General features: G+C 52.8%; 11 protein-coding genes and 1 riboswitch. Of the genes, 5 read left to right on the top strand and 6 right to left on the bottom strand.

What is annotated here, in order from left to right:
• Position 1: 1 nt before the first annotated feature.
• The gene (locus GQE98_RS11770) at positions 2-1027 is read right to left on the bottom strand and encodes a sirohydrochlorin chelatase (RefSeq protein ID WP_161315825.1); all 1026 of its coding nucleotides are present in this window, start codon (positions 1025-1027) and stop codon (positions 2-4) included.
• 119 nt (positions 1028-1146) lie between these two features.
• On the opposite strand from GQE98_RS11770, the gene cbiB reads away from it, so the two are divergent.
• Positions 1147-2154 carry an adenosylcobinamide-phosphate synthase CbiB gene (gene cbiB, locus GQE98_RS11765; protein WP_161315824.1) on the top strand — a complete coding sequence of 336 codons (1008 nt, stop codon included), beginning with the start codon at positions 1147-1149 and terminating at the stop codon, positions 2152-2154.
• Here the strand turns inward: cbiB and GQE98_RS11760 are convergent.
• The 5 genes from GQE98_RS11760 to cobD form a co-directional block, all read right to left on the bottom strand.
• Positions 2147-3610, bottom strand: coding sequence for a cobyric acid synthase (locus tag GQE98_RS11760; protein WP_161315823.1), 1464 nt, complete (start codon positions 3608-3610; stop codon positions 2147-2149). The genes cbiB and GQE98_RS11760 overlap by 8 nt on opposite strands.
• Positions 3610-4242, bottom strand: a complete 633-nt coding sequence (gene cobO / locus GQE98_RS11755) for a cob(I)yrinic acid a,c-diamide adenosyltransferase (protein WP_161315822.1) — start codon at positions 4240-4242, stop codon at positions 3610-3612. The genes GQE98_RS11760 and cobO overlap by 1 nt, the downstream gene beginning before the upstream one ends.
• Positions 4239-7979: a cobaltochelatase subunit CobN gene (gene cobN / locus GQE98_RS11750; RefSeq protein ID WP_161315821.1), complete on the bottom strand. Its 3741-nt coding sequence runs from the start codon at positions 7977-7979 to the stop codon at positions 4239-4241. Before cobN ends, cobO begins: the two co-directional genes overlap by 4 nt.
• A 1-nt stretch (position 7980) precedes the next feature.
• A complete protein-coding gene (gene cobW / locus GQE98_RS11745; protein ID WP_161315820.1) occupies positions 7981-9009 on the bottom strand; it encodes a cobalamin biosynthesis protein CobW in 1029 nt (342 codons plus the stop codon).
• Positions 9010-9130: 121 nt separating this feature from the next.
• A riboswitch (cobalamin riboswitch) is annotated at positions 9131-9319 on the bottom strand.
• Positions 9320-9356: 37 nt separating this feature from the next.
• Positions 9357-10391 (bottom strand): threonine-phosphate decarboxylase CobD, encoded by a 1035-nt coding sequence (gene cobD, locus GQE98_RS11740; RefSeq protein WP_161315819.1) that lies wholly within the window; start codon positions 10389-10391, stop codon positions 9357-9359.
• 81 nt (positions 10392-10472) lie between these two features.
• On the opposite strand from cobD, the gene GQE98_RS11735 reads away from it, so the two are divergent.
• The 4 genes from GQE98_RS11735 (at position 10473) to GQE98_RS11720 (ending at position 14296) form a co-directional block, all read left to right on the top strand.
• Positions 10473-11261, top strand: a complete 789-nt coding sequence (locus GQE98_RS11735; RefSeq protein ID WP_161315818.1) for an ABC transporter ATP-binding protein — start codon at positions 10473-10475, stop codon at positions 11259-11261.
• A 73-nt stretch (positions 11262-11334) separates the two neighbouring features.
• Positions 11335-12084: a hypothetical protein gene (locus tag GQE98_RS11730; RefSeq protein ID WP_161315817.1), complete on the top strand. Its 750-nt coding sequence runs from the start codon at positions 11335-11337 to the stop codon at positions 12082-12084.
• Between the two features lie 115 nt (positions 12085-12199).
• Complete coding sequence (locus GQE98_RS11725) at positions 12200-13627, top strand: cation:proton antiporter (RefSeq protein WP_161315816.1); 1428 nt, start codon at positions 12200-12202, stop codon at positions 13625-13627.
• Between the two features lie 105 nt (positions 13628-13732).
• On the top strand, positions 13733-14296 hold the full coding sequence (locus tag GQE98_RS11720) for a DUF924 family protein (RefSeq protein ID WP_161315815.1): 564 nt from the start codon (positions 13733-13735) through the stop codon (positions 14294-14296).
• Positions 14297-14322 lie beyond the last annotated feature (26 nt).

Raw genomic sequence — 14322 nt, 5'->3', positions numbered from 1 at the left:
TTCAGCCGTCACTCTTCTTCATGCTAACCGGACCCAGCGGGTGATCGGCATGGGGGTAGGGATGATGCGCATGATCATGCGCATGGTCGCCATGTCCATGATGCTCATGTTGATGACTATGGTCATGCTTGTGATCATGGCTATGGTCGCCAGTGCCAATCCCTTCCACATGGTGGTGATGGCTTTCCTGCTTGAGGCCGACTTCGTCCTCAAACCCGAGCGCTTGCTCTCGATATTTACACATGCCGCAGTTCATATTGTTCTGACCGTTCAGGATTTCCTCTACGCGATCGGCGAAGCAGTCAAGCACCAGCGGATGATCGTTCAGGTAGGGAGCCTTGATAAACTCGATCTCCGGATGGGCCGCAGCGACCTTGTCCGTATAGTCATAAATGCGATTGACGAGGACACCGGTAAACAGGAAATAGGGAAAAACGACAATGCGTTTGTATCCGAGCCGGGCGGCATGCTCCAACCCCGGCTCCACGAGTGGAAAAGTGACGCCGGAGTACACCGTCTCCCCCCAGCCAAAGCCCAGCCCTTCCCAAAGAAGCCGCATGACCTTAGTGACGTTGGAGTTTGCGTCCGGATCCGATGCCCCGCGCCCGACCACGACCAACATGGTTTCGTGCAGCGGCACGTCGTCCTTCGCAAGAGCGAGTGCTTCCTTAATGCGTTCCCCTGCCGCACGCACCATCTTGAGGTCGATGCCCAGCTCGCGCCCATATGAAATGGTCAAGCCCTCATGCTCGGCGGCATAGCGGTTGAGAACGGAAGGAATATCATTCTTCGCATGGCCCGCAGCGAATAGCATGCCCGGAACGGCAAGGATGTGGTTATGACCACTCTCTCGAAGCTTGTCCAACCCATCACGAATGATGGGCGTTGCAAATTCAAGAAAGCCGGATTCGACCTGATATTGGGGCAGGCGGGCGGCAATTCCTTTGGCAACGGAGGCAAATTCGCTGACCGCTCCCTCGTCCCGACTACCGTGACCGCATACCATTACGCCATATTTTTCCGTCATAATCGGCTCCCTTTTGTGCACGGTGTTCTTCGTGCAAAACCTTGTTTTAATGATGGGCCGTGGCCCAGAGTATCAGATAAAGGATTGACGCACATCATTGCCCATATCATGTTGCGACGATGTCCAGCCTGCTTTTTACCACTAATTCTGCCTTTTACACGCCGCCCTTGATAGTCCTGCTGGCGCTGATTATCGACGCGTTGGCGGGGGATCCCAAATGGTTGTACCGGATCATTCCACATCCCGTAGTCCTGCTGGGTAAGCTGATTTCCGTGCTGGAAGGCCGTACTAACAACAGCAGGGAGAGTAGCCGACAGAAATTGATCCGGGGTATTCAATGCAGTGCGGCTGTCATCGCCGCTGCCGCAATTGCGGGATATGTCCTTGCCCTGCTCTGCCAGACTTTTCCGGCGGGCATGATCCTGCTGGCAATTCTGGCGAGTAGCCTGATTGCCTGGCGCGGGCTGTATACTCACGTTCGCGATGTGATGATTGGTCTTAATCAAAGTCTTGACGCGGGGAGGGAGGCGGTCTCTCATATTGTCGGGCGCGACCCTGAGAGCCTTGATGAGAGTGCAATCTCGCGCGCCGCCATTGAGTCCCTTGCCGAGAATTTCTCCGATGGGACTGTCGCTCCCGTATTCTGGTTTGCAGCGCTGGGATTGCCGGGCCTTTGTACCTACAAGGCGATCAATACCCTCGACAGCATGATAGGGCATCGAAACGAGAGATATGAATACTTTGGCAAGGCCGCTGCGCGGATTGACGACGCGGTCAATTATATTCCTGCGCGGCTGACAGGTTTTTTGATCGTCATTGCTGCCTGCTTGGTAAAGGGAGCAAATGCGAAGAACGCCCTCAAGGCGATGTTCAGGGATGCGTCTCGTCACAGGAGCTTTAACGCCGGCTGGCCGGAGGCGGCAATGGCGGGCGCACTTGACGTCGCGCTGGCCGGGCCACGCATTTATGACGGTGTCGAAGTTCCGGATGGATGGATGAACGAAAATGGCGCGCGTGAGATCGGGCCGGAGCATATCTTGCGTGCCCTCCTTCTTTACCGGGTCGCAGGCGGCTTGATCATGGCGCTGCTTCTTGGTCTCGCCTTTGTGATATACAGCTTTAGCTGATGCCATTGGCAACCTCCAGCAGGCCGTCAAGGTTAAGATGACGCTCCATATGTTTTGCGAGATTATCTAAGGTATTTTCTACAAGATATTCAAAGTTATCAATTTTATGGTTTTGTGATTTAAACCGGTTAAACAACTTATACCGAAATTCATCGTTTGAAAATAATCCATGTAGATAACCGCCCATGATTTGCTTATCCGGCGATATCGCCCCATCGGGACCCGAGGCTAGCGTGACAAAGGGCCTGTCAAGTGCCGGTCCTACGCTGCGGCCGACATGCATATGATATCCCCGGATTGTGCTGCCGGTCAGATGGTCCTTGCCATCCTCCTCAACCAGCTTTTTCTCTGTCGTCAGGGTGGTTTCGAAATCGAGAAGACCGAGTCCGTCTATTTTCCGGGCGGGTCCTTCTATCCCTCCGGGATCGGATAGTGTCCGGCCCAGCATTTGGTATCCCGCGCATAAACCGATGACCGTCCCCCCCTGCCGGACATGAGCCTGGATATCGATATCCCAGCCCTGCATCCGAACGAAATCCATGTCGGCCAGCGTGGCTTTTGAGCCCGGCAGCAGAACAACATCCATGCCAGCGGGAATGGCGGTGCCGGGCCGCACCATATGTACTGTTACGCCAGGTTCTGCCAACAAGGGGTCCAGATCGTCGAAATTGGCAATGCGGGAAAAAACAGGGACAGCAACTTTGACGGCATCTTCGCGCGGGGCCTGCGACGTGATTGAGAAGGCATCTTCCGGGGGAAGGTGGTGTGCCTCGGGGAAGAAAGGAACGACACCGAAGTTTTTAGAGCCCGTTTTCCCGGTTATGACCTTAAGGCCATCGTCGAACAGGGAGACGTCTCCCCTAAATTTGTTAATGATATAGCCCTTCGTTCGCTTCTGTTCAGACGTGGAGAGCAGCATATGCGTGCCGACAATCTGCGCGATGACACCACCCCGGTCGATATCCCCGATCAATACGACCGGCACATCGGCGGCCTCGGCAAACCCCATATTCGCGATATCATGGGCGCGAAGGTTGACCTCGGCAGGACTTCCGGCACCCTCCACAAGAACAAGGTCGGCCTTCTCCCCGATCCTGTGGAAACTCTCCAGCACCTTGGAGAGTAATCTGGGTTTCATCTTTTGATAGTCGCGCGCGACAGCGGACCCACACATTTTGCCCTGCACAATCACCTGCGCGCCGATATCGCTCTGCGGTTTCAGCAGCACCGGGTTCATGTCATTCAGAAGGGGTGTTCTCGCTGCCCTCGCCTGAAGCGCCTGCGCCCGTCCGATCTCGCCCCCCTCGACTGTAACGGCAGCATTGTTCGACATATTCTGCGGCTTGAACGGCATGACTTTCATCCCCCGATTGCTGTAGGCACGGGCGAGACCAGCGACAAGCAACGACTTGCCGACGTCTGAACCCGTTCCTTGCAGCATGAGGGTGGCCGTCATCAGAATTCGATCCCGACCTGTGCCTTGACGCCGGAGCGGAAGGGATGCTTGATCTGCGTCATCTCGGTGACCAGGTCAGCAATCTCGATTAGCTCTTCCTTTGCATTTCGTCCCGTTACGACAACATGCAGCTTTTCCGGCTTGTTCTTCAGGAACTCGATCACTTCATCAAGCGGGAGGCTGTCATATCGAAGTACGATGTTCAGCTCATCAAGGATCACCATGTCATAGGCGGGATTGTCGCCGCGGCTCGCCTCGATCATTTCCTTGGATTTCTCCCAAGCCTTTTCGGCGGCACGGATGTCGCGCTCCCGGTCCTGAGTTTCCCAGGTAAAGCCTTCGCCCATTGTGTGAATTTCGATCTGTTCGGGAAAGGCTTCCAGAACTTTGCGCTCCCCGGTCTCCCATTTCCCTTTTACATATTGCACAACGCCGACCTTCATGTCGTTGCCAATCGCACGGGCGGCGAGGCCGAAGGCTGCCGTGGATTTGCCTTTACCCTTGCCGGTATGGACAATCAGCAAACCTTTCTCGATTGTTTTTGTTGCCAGCATCTTATCGCGAGCTGCTTTTTTCTTTGCCGCTTTTTCATTGGCGCGGGCAATTTCTTCCGGAGTCAGCTTGGTGGTCATCGGGTTCCCTCCCGTTTCAGCTTTGCAAGGTCATCGTGAATAGTGTTGCGTCGGGGACGCCAAAGGTCGCGGTCAAGCGCTTCCTGAAACCGGTCGGCCATTTCGCTCAGGGCGTCGGGGTTATTCTCTTCCAGAAAGTTGCGGACCCGTCCGTCCATCAGATAGGCGTCAAAAACCGCATCAAAATGATGATCCTTTACGGCATGTGCCGTGGCAGCAAACGCGAAAAGATAGTCAACGGTGGCCGCTATCTCAAACGCACCCTTGTAGCCATGGCGCATCACGCCCTCGATCCATTTCGGATTGGCGGCGCGGGCCCGAACGACGCGGCCCACTTCTTCTTCCAGCGTTCTGATTTTCGGGCTTTCCGGGCGTGAATGGTCATTGTGGTAGACAATCGGTTGAGTGCCTTTGATATGCCGGACGGCGGCCGTCACGCCGCCTTCAAACTGATAATAGTCGTCACTGTCGAGGAGGTCATGCTCCCGATTATCCTGATTATGGATAACGGCCTCCACATGGCCGAGCCGCTGTTCGAACAAGGATTGTTCTGCCTTACCTTCTTCGCCAGCACCATAGGCATAACCACCCCATGCGATGTATGCGCGCGCGAGATCAGATGAGTCCGTCCAGCCTTTTTCATCGATTAAAGCCTGTAATCCTGCACCATAGGCGCCCGGCTTACTGCCGAAAAGGCGATAACCCGCTCGCTTTTCCGCAATTTCTTCGGAAATGCCCGCCTTCACGAGTTTATCTTTATCAGCACGGACACGCGCGGCGAGGGGGTTGGTTTTTTCGTCTTCATCCAATGCAGCGACAGCCCGAACGGCACTATCAAAAAGCGCCATCTGCTGCGGGAAGGCATCGCGGAAAAAGCCGGATATACGAAGGGTTACATCAACGCGCGGTCGATCCAGCAACTCCGCGGACATGATCTCAAATCCTGTCACCCGGTTTGAGGCTTTGTCCCATGTTGGTCGAACGCCCATTAGCGCTAGCGCTTGAGCAATATCATCGCCGCCAGTCCTCATATTAGAGGTGCCCCAGGCACTCAGGATCATGGTTTTCGGCCAGGCGCCGTTTTCCTGCCGATAACGGTCGACCAGCAGGCCGGCGGATTTCCATCCCAGCAGCCAGGCCGTCGGGGTCGGGACCGCGCGACTATCGACAGAATAGAAATTCCGCCCCGTCGGGAGAACATCGTTTCGTCCCCGGGTTGGCGCGCCGGAGGGGCCGGGTTCGACAAACTGCCCGTTCAATCCTTTAAGTAGGCCGCTCAACTCCGCCTTGCCGCAGGTTTCGACCGTCGGACGGAGATGGACTTCAAGCCCGTTCAGTACAGCTTTTGTTCGATGCCAATTTTCATCTGGTGTAGTTCCACCGGAAACAAGGGCCGCCGCAAACAGTTCGATCCGCTCAACGGTGTCGCCATTGGAGCGCCAGGTTCCTTCAAAATCAAGGACCTCCGGTCGGATGCCCGTCCATTCTGCGCCCATCTCGCAATCGAGCGGGTCAAAATCCTCCAGCAAATTGAGATCCAGCGCGATGCTGCGGATAAGGGAGGCATTCGCGCCGTCGCCATCTCCGCGTGGAATGCGTAGGAGCGCGACCAACAGATCGGTAAGCTGTCGCCCGGTAGGCGATCTTCCGAAAATATGAAGACCGTCACGGATTTGCAGTTCCTTCAATTCGCAAAGATAATTATCGAGCTTGGTGAGTCGTTCATCTTCTGGTTCGTCAGGTGCAATTCCACAGTCAATATTGATGCCGGACATCTCAGTCAGTTCAAGAATCTGCTCTCGCAGCAGGGCGATGCGTCGAGGGTCCACACCGGCGGCCTCATAATATTCATCTACAAGTCGTTCCAGATCGGCGAGCGGACCGTAACTTTCCGCACGGGTCATGGGTGGCGTCAAATGGTCGATAATGACAGCACTGGCGCGGCGCTTCGCCTGCGTTCCCTCGCCAGGATCATTCACGATAAAGGGGTAGAGATGCACTGTCGGCCCAAATACAGCCTCCGGGTAGCATTCCCGGGACAGGGCAACGGACTTGCCGGGCAGCCATTCCATATTTCCATGCTTGCCCATATGGACGACGGCATGTACGCCTTCTTCTTCCCGAAGCCAGGCGTAGAAGGCAAGATAGCCATGCGGCGGAACAAGGTCCGGATCATGATAGCTTGCTGTTGGGTCGATGTTATAGCCGCGCGCGGGCTGGATGCCGACAATCACATGCCCGAGACGCCGGGCCGCGAGCAGGAACTGATCACCCTCGATGAACGGGTCTTGTTCAGGGGCTCCCCATCTTTCGGTGATTTCGCGTTGTAGCTTTTCTGGTAACGCTCTGAAGTATTCGCGATAGCGGGAGAGGGGATAAGTTAGGCCACTCTTTCTTACTCTAATCCGGCGTCGATCATTGGTCGGTCCATCCAGCAAATCCTCGATCAACGCATTGCCATTTTCAGGAATGTCGCGAACGTTGTAACCCTGTGTTTTTAGCGCGTTTAGGACTTCGATCGAACCGGCAGGTGTGTCGAGACCGACGCCATTTCCAATCCGCCCGTTCTTATTGGGATAATTCGCGAGGATAAGGGCAATTTTCCGATCCTCAACCCTAGTATTTCGTAGCCTGCTCCAGTTCGCCGCGAGATCAGCAACAAAATCAATCCTGTCTGGTACCGGCTTGTAGGCGATTATATTGGTTTGAGTGCCCTGATCATAGCCGTCATCTGCCTTGAAGGACACGGCACGTGAAAGGATGCGTCCATCGACTTCCGGCAGGGCAACATTCATGGCAATATCACGTGCCGAGAGGCCTGTGATGCCCTCTTCCCATTGGGTTTGGTTGCCTCCAGAAAATATAACCTGAAGTATTGAACAATCGGCTACATCGAAGGGCGTGCTTTTCCGCTTGGCGCCGGGGTTTGATACGGCAAACCCAGTAGCATTGAGCAGAACAGATGGTGGCGCTTCCCTGAGCATATGCTCCACAATCTCAGCGGAAACGGGATCCTTCAGGCTGGATACAAAAATGGGAAGCGGATTAAGACCGCGATTTATTAAAGCATCAATCAGCGCATCCACCGGTGCGAGGTTGTTGGCCTGATAAAGTGCGCGGTAAAATATAATGCCGGTAACTGGTGCGTCCTCTTTCCAGATTTCCCGTATATCCGAGACGCCCATTTGCTTTCGGCCTGGCCAGTATAGACCGGCCTTTAGCAAAGGTTTGGGCTCTTGCCAGTCCGATTTCTGATCCAGCAAATATGCGCAGTAATCAAGAAAACTAGAATAATTCTCCTTCCCGCCTTCGACAAGATACCGCCAGAGCCGATGTGATGTGTTGTGCGGCACCGTGTTGAGAGCGGCGAGTTCTTCGTCTGGATTGTCGTCGCCCGGCAAAAACGCGAGCTTTATTCCTTTCGCGCGGCAAGAGTCAGTGATTTTCTCTACCGCATAAGGCCAATAGCCAATCCCGCCCAAAAGCCGGACGACCACCAATTTTGCATTGGCAACGATGTCCTCGACGTACATATCGACGGAGAGGTTATGGGAAAGCTGCATTGTGTTGGCAAGCCGGAGCGAAGGCGTGTCGGATCGTTCCTTTTGACACAGCGCGAGACTGGAAAGTTCGGTATCCGCTGCCGATAGAAAAACAATATCGCCGGGCGCTTGCGCCAGGTCCACCGCTTCCGATCCATCGGCGATCCCGCCGGGTATGGCCGCCAGAAGATGCATGTTAGCCCAATATCAATTTGGTAATGGCCGCCTGATCCATATCATGCTCGCCAATTATCACTAGCTTGCTGATACGCTCCTCATCGGTCGCCCAATCCCGGTCAAAGTAATGCTGTAACCGGTTCCCGACGCCTTGCAGAACAAGCCGCATGTCCTTGTCTTTCACGGAAAGAAAGCCTTTCACTCGCAGAATACCTTCGGCAGCGATGGCAGCTTCCAGTTTTGATATCAGGACATCCGGCGATGTGATTTCGCCGACTTCCAAAACGAAGCTTTCAAAATCATCATGTTCATGATCATCGGCGTCATCATGGACAGAAGGCCGGGTGTCGAGATCATCCTCTGCCGCCGCGCCTAGACCCAACAGGATTCGCGCATCCAGCTTGCCATGGCTCGTCTGCAACATTTTTACCTGTGGACGGAGGCGACCTTTCAATTCGGCGGCTGCCGTGGATATTTCTGATTCCTCGAGAAGGTCAGCCTTGTTGAAAATGATCATGTCAGCACAGTTAATCTGGTCGTCGAACAGTTCTTCCAGCGGGCTGTCATGATCCAGCATCTCATCCGCTTCACGTTGCGCCTGCACCGCATCAGGATTGGCGGCAAACAGGCCGTCACGATAGGCCGGCCCATCAATTACAGTGACGACGCCGTCGACGGTCACTTGCGTCCGAACTTCCGGCCATCCGAACGCCCGGACCAACGGTTTCGGAAGCGCAAGACCTGAGGTCTCGACAATAATATGATCGGGACGATCTTTCCGGCTCAGAATTTTCTGTATGGTCGGGAGGAAGTCATCGGCAACCGTGCAGCAGATACATCCATTCGCAAGTTCGACAATGTCTTCTTCCGTGCAATTTTCATTGCCGCATCCCTTGAGAAGGTCGCCGTCGACACCAAGATCACCAAACTCATTGATAATAAGTGCTAACTTCCGTCCGTCCGAATTTTCGATCAGGTGGCGGATCAGGCTGGTCTTGCCCGCGCCGAGGAAACCGGTGATAACGGTTGCCGGTATTTTCTCACTCATATCATTACTCCGGGGGAAAATGTCGCGCAGGCCAAAGGGTTGGCCGGGCAGGGGCTTTTGGAAATAGGGTGCGGATTTCGCAATGTCATTACGCTCATCATGATCCTCCGTCATGCAGCAGATATTGATACAGGTGATGGCAGGTCTCCTGGCTTGCGAATGGCACCGGCACTTACCTTCCCGATTATCTCAGTGGTTTTATGTGCAGGCTAGTCGCTTACAGTTGCGGGGACAGCCACGGCTTTGATCTTTCGATCGCACCGCATTCCCTTATAATCCCTGATTGGGAACCATCGAGCCGGACGCTAAGGCGGAACGTCGCCGCTGTCAATCCATTGACGGTGCTTTTATCGATTTGCCCAACGGTCAAGGCTTTTTCCAAGACGTAGCCAGTCACTTTCCTGTCCGGGCAACCCAAAACGGAGTTTTTCGGGACGGTCCGGAAAATAACGAACCAGAATTGCATCTTTGCAAAGATGCCGAAAAAGCAAGGGAGCCTCGGGCGATTCTGTCAGATGGAAAAGATCAGTCCCGCCGACGCCCTTAAGGCCAGTATCGCCTAACATGTTGGACAATCGCAACGTAGCCTTTTTTAGCTGATTTCGGGTCATGTCGATCCATTTGGTGTCAGAAAGGGCTTGTGTGCCGATCTTGAGAGCAGCGCCACTGACTGCCCAAGGGCCCAATTCCTGCTGGATGATGCTGATGAAGTCGCGCGGACCGGCCAGGAAACCGAGCCGAAGGCCCGCAAGACCAAAAAACTTTCCGAAGGATTTCAGTATCAATATGCGGTTGTCGGACAGGTCCGGCATAAGGGATAGTTCCGGAATCACATCTGCGAACGCTTCATCGATGATAAGCCAGCCATTCCGTGATTTTAACGTATTTGCAAGCTCCAGCAATACCGATTTGTTGTAGATGCGGCCATCGGGGTTGTTGGGATGTACAAGGATGACGATGGTCGTGGTGTCCGGTATAGCTGAAATGTCTTCGACTTCCTTTACACGGTGCCCCGCCCGCCGCCAGCAGGCTGCATGTTCATTGTAGGTTGGCGAGAGGACGGCCACCTCAGTTAGCGGTGTCAGCCTGGGTAGCATCTGAATGGCGGCCTGTGTGCCCGGAAATGCGCAGATCCCTGCCGGTTCGGAAAGACTATAATATTGCCTGGCGGCCTGAAGTAATTGTGCTTCGGCGCGTGACTCCGGTAATCGCTGCCAAAGATCGGTCCCCAACGGTGGCACCGGATAGGGCAGGGGGTTAATTCCGGTGCTTAAATCCAGCCAGTCTGACAAATCATGACCGAATTCTGCTTTGGCACGCTCAAGATTGCCGCCGTGAAATTGCCGGCTTTTTTCATTCTCTAGCGGAAATGTCGGGATCATCTAAACACTGTCTCCGTAAAACTGGTTCGTCATAGCAGAATGCTGTTTGTTTTCGCAAATTTATCCTGTAGTTTCATGCCCATGACGGAGGCAGCAACAAATAAAATTGTCGTTAAGGATCTTTATAAGAGCTTCGACGGCGTTCCGATTCTGAATGGCATTAATCTTGAGGTGAAAACCGGAGAGATATTGACGCTGATCGGCCCCTCCGGCGCTGGTAAAACGCTGACGCTGAAATGTATTCTAGGGTTGATAAAGCCCGATAGCGGCTCGATCCTGCTTGACGGTGTTGAAGTCAACGATATGGCGGAAAAGGACAGGATGGAGTTTTTTCGAAAATTCGGCATCCTGTTTCAGCGCTCGGGCCTATTTGATGGCCTTCGTGTTTGGGAAAATATCGGCTTTCGCCTGACTCAGCAGCGCAGCATGAAAAAGCAGGATGTCAAGGAAATGGCAATAAAAAAGCTGCGTTCCGTCGGACTGTCGGCGGATGTGGCTGATTTATTCCCTGCGGAGCTTTCTGGGGGCATGCAGAAACGTGTGGGGTTTGCCCGTGCAATTGCGGGTGACCCGCCGATTTTATTCCTTGATGAGCCGACGGCCGGGCTTGATCCGATCATGAGTAACGTCATTAATGACCAGATTTTCAATAATGTCCGCGAACTTGGTAGCACCGTAATGGCAATCACCAGTAATTTGCTGACGGCGCGAATTATCTCTGACCGGATTGCCATGATTCATGAAGGCCGTGTCGTCTGGACTGGTGATGTGCGCGAAGCGGGGCATACCGACAATCCATATGTCTCGCAATTCTGGAATAAACGCAAAGACGGACCGATTCAAATGTCGGTGTCGACCAATTCAGCCTGAATTCTTCCTATTTGGTAATCACGTAGCGTATCTGGCAAGCGTCTGACCAGTACTTTTTATCCAGGCGAGTCGCGTGATATTCATGAAATATGACAAGAATTATAGCCTCCTGGCTGCCGAATTATTGACCCCTCGAGATAACCTGCCCTGGAATAACGAACGGGTGATGCGGAATTTCTGGATGCGCCCATTCTTGATAGATAATCAGGTGACGCGAGCGTATGTGGAATCTGTTTTGTTAAAGGAGAACAAGGAGCGAACTATTCTCCGTGATACTGTTGAGGGGGAGTTGGTTGGCCTTTCTGCTGTGAAACACCGTTTCTGGTTAGCAGAGTATCGCTTTTTGGAAAAATTAATGACGTTTCGGCAACTGGCAATTTATGCACCTGCGTTTTTAAGCCTCTCGCGGATCATGCCCAAAAAATTGGTTTTCAACCGGCGACTGGTTGTCCAGAAATATCTTGAACTTCATCCATTGCCAAAAGGCTTCTTCGTCACAAAGGTTTGCCGACAATTCGTACGTTCCAGTGTACTGCTTTATTCGGCTGAGAAGCTGATAGGAGCAACCGACAAATTCATTTCCTTGGTGATACGGTCGGCGGATCAGTCAAGAGCTGCCAATTGTCATAGGGTTGCCATGCAATTACGCGCACTCCATTTGATGAGCGATCAGGAAATTTGTGATCAGTTCAAGTGCGAGGAAGAATATTTGAGTGAACTTGTTCTTTTGGAGCGGTTAGCGCGATACTATCGTCTGGCTGTCGACGATATTTTTCGAATATCCGCGGCGGAGATAAAGCATTTTTGGGATGTGCAGTGCTAAAAGCAGGTTAGTCACCAGAAAAAAACGATAAATATCTCGAGGTGCCTTGCGATTTTTCACCTGTGATCGTACCCTCTTTTTTTACTGCATTTTTTCGCAGGTTCTGAATCACTATATGCACGTACTCACGGATATTGCCATAATTGCAACGATCGCCCTGGTTTTTGGGATGATCATGACACGGCTTAAACAGCCAGCAATTGTTGGGTATCTGCTTACAGGAATAGTGCTCGGTCGCTCTGATTTCGGCTTTGTCGAGGACCGCGAAAATGTGGAAATCCTGGCGGAACTTGGTGTGCTGTTATTGCTCTATCTCATCGGGATGGAGCTCAACCTGAAATCCTTTATGCGCATCTGGAAAACGGCTATTGGTGGTGTAATCCTTCAGGTAGCCGTCTCTTATGTCGTGGTGGGTTTAGTTGCGCTCTATCTTGACTGGCCGTGGCAACTGACATTGCTGTTGGCGTTCAGCCTGTCAATCAGTTCGACGGCCGTGGCAGTAAAGATACTGGAGGATATCGGGGAGCTGAATCAACGGACCGGCAATATCGCACTTGGTCTATTGATTGCACAGGATCTTGCCGTTGTGCCTATGCTGCTTATTGTCGGCAGCCTTTCGGGTAAAGAGTTGAATGTGCCAATACTGCTCCTGACACTGGGATTGGCCGTCGCGTTCCTGATCGGACTTATCCTCTTTCTGAGCCGCCGGGAACGCATCCATCTCCCTTTCTTGAAGGTAATATCTGGCCATGCAGACCTGACGCCGCTTTTCGGAATAGTCTTTTGCCTTGGACTTGCCGCGATCAGCGGTCTGCTTGGAACATCGCCGGCGTTTGGAGCGTTTCTGGCGGGGCTTATCATCGGCAACAGCCAGGAACGCAAAAGTATTGTCGAGGCGACCCAACCAATTCAGTCCATTCTGCTTATGATTTTCTTTCTGTCGATTGGACTGCTGATAGATATTACCTATATCTGGCAGAATTTTGGCCTCGTGGTCGTGATGCTTCTGATTGTTGTCATCGGTAAAACAGCGATTAATATTGTAATTTTACGGGTGACTGGCGTTGACTGGCGTTCTGCCTTTATTGCCGGGACCGCGCTGGGCCAGATTGGAGAATTTTCGTTTCTTCTTATGGCCATCGGGGGCGGGAGTGGCTATGTATCCCGCGATATTTCACAGTTGATGATCACGGTGATTGCCCTGAGCCTGATGATTAGCCCTCTTTGGCTTTTGACGGCGCGGCGCGCGCAAAGCGTTGCAGCCGGGCAGGCGAGTAATTTTAAACTTTTCTGGCATAAGGCCTTTGGCAAGGAAACCGTGGCGGTTGCTCGTGTTGTCAGGTCTGCGACAGGATATTTTGGCTCGGTTACGTACGGGACCTTACCGAAAGGACAGGCTTCAGCTAACTTGGCGCCAGACGACATGGGTCCTCCATCTTTTCCTGCGGACGGTTCAGAAACTATTATCCAGAGTGAGGATGCGGCGGCATATCAGGCTGTTCTTGAAGAGGAGCGGAACAAGGAAAATAAAAATAGAGAATAGCGCCACTGTCTTGCCACTTTACGCTGTGATCTATAGATTTCTCGAGCAAATGTTTTCTGCCTAATCTAATTGTAAACTAAAAGTACAAACCCAGTGAGGCCGCCGATGGACCGAATTCAGGAAATTCTCGATTTTTGGTTTTTGCCTGAAAGCAATGAGAACTACGGAAAGCGGCGAGACGTTTGGTTCAAGAAGGATGATGAGTTCGATGCCAGCATTCGGAGCCAGTTTCTAGAAGATTTTGAAAAGGCAGAAGCAGGTGATTATCTCGATTGGACGGAGAGTGCACGGGGCTCTCTTGCCTTAATTCTGCTGTATGATCAATTTACGCGCAATATGTTCCGAGACACCGCGCGGGCGTTTTCTGCAGATGGTAAGGCCCGCGAGATTGCCCGGCATATCTTGTCGCAAGGGTTCTATGATGAGCTTAGCCCCGTGCAGAAGCAGTTCGCGGCACTCCCCTTCGAACATAGCGAAGATCTAGAGGATCAGAAACTGTCGCTTCAGCTATTTCAGGAGCTGGAGTCGGATGTACTGGTGGAATATGCGCAGCGCCACTATGATATAATAGAGAAATTTGGTCGTTTTCCGCACCGGAACAAGCAACTCAATCGGCAAAGCACGAATGAGGAAGAGGCGTTCCTGACGGAGCCAAATTCTTCATTTTAGGTTACTTTTACTATTAAAAACGATCA

The sequence above is a fragment of the Sneathiella litorea genome, assembly GCF_009882915.1.
GTDB classification, from domain to species: Bacteria; Pseudomonadota; Alphaproteobacteria; order Sneathiellales; family Sneathiellaceae; genus Sneathiella; species Sneathiella litorea.
This window is presented reverse-complemented; position numbering and strand designations above follow the sequence as displayed.